The sequence below is a fragment of the Pseudomonas sp. NBRC 111123 genome, from assembly GCF_001320205.1.
In the GTDB taxonomy this organism is placed as follows: Bacteria; Pseudomonadota; Gammaproteobacteria; order Pseudomonadales; family Pseudomonadaceae; genus Aquipseudomonas; species Aquipseudomonas putida_J.
Map to the genome: position 1 here is coordinate 1 of NZ_BCAZ01000106.1, position 719 is coordinate 719.

Below are 719 nucleotides of genomic sequence, written 5' to 3' on the forward strand. Positions count from 1 at the left end.
GATCGACACCTTCGTAGTTGCCACCGTTTACGGCTGTGACGGTCGCGGTGACGCTCGATGCGTCTTTGTAGACGTCTTCGCCGTTGGTGTTCGGAACCTGGAGGGTGCCTTTACCGGCTGCATCTACTTCCACGGTATAAACCGTGCCACCGACGTTTACAGTGAGGGTCGTCGCGGTTTGTGGTGGATTGCTCAGCTGGAAGTTGAAGGTGATGTTGGCATCGCCCTCTTTTGCCGGCTCGGCAGAAACAGCCACAGTGGTGTTGTTGAGGGTGTCTTCGACAGTGGCGGTCGTCGTCGCGCCAGTCAGGTCGACGCCTTCATAGTTGCCACCGTTTACGGCCGTGACGGTCGCGGTGACGCTCGATGCGTCTTTGTAGACGTCTTCACCGTTGGTGTTCGGGACTTGGAGAGTGCCTTTACCGGCCGCATCCACTTCCACGGTGTAGACCGTGCCACCGACATTGACGGTCAGAGTGGTGGCGGTTTGTGGCGGGTTGCTCAGCTGGAAGTTGAAGGTGATGTTTTCGTCACCCTCTTTAGCCGGCAGCGCGCTCACCGTCACAGTGGTGTTGTTGAGGGTGTCTTCGACGGTCGCGGTTGTTGTCGCGCCAGTCAGGTCCACGCCTTCATAGTTGCCACCGTTTACGGCTGTAACGGTTGCGGTGACGCTCGACGCGTCTTTGTAGACGTCTTCGCCGTTGGTATTCGGAACCTGA

At 58.1% G+C, this 719-nt stretch carries 1 protein-coding gene; it reads right to left on the minus strand.

The window, feature by feature from the left end:
• On the minus strand, positions 1–719 hold a 719-nt coding region (locus tag APH27_RS26685), incomplete at both ends, for an immunoglobulin-like domain-containing protein (RefSeq protein ID WP_218187551.1).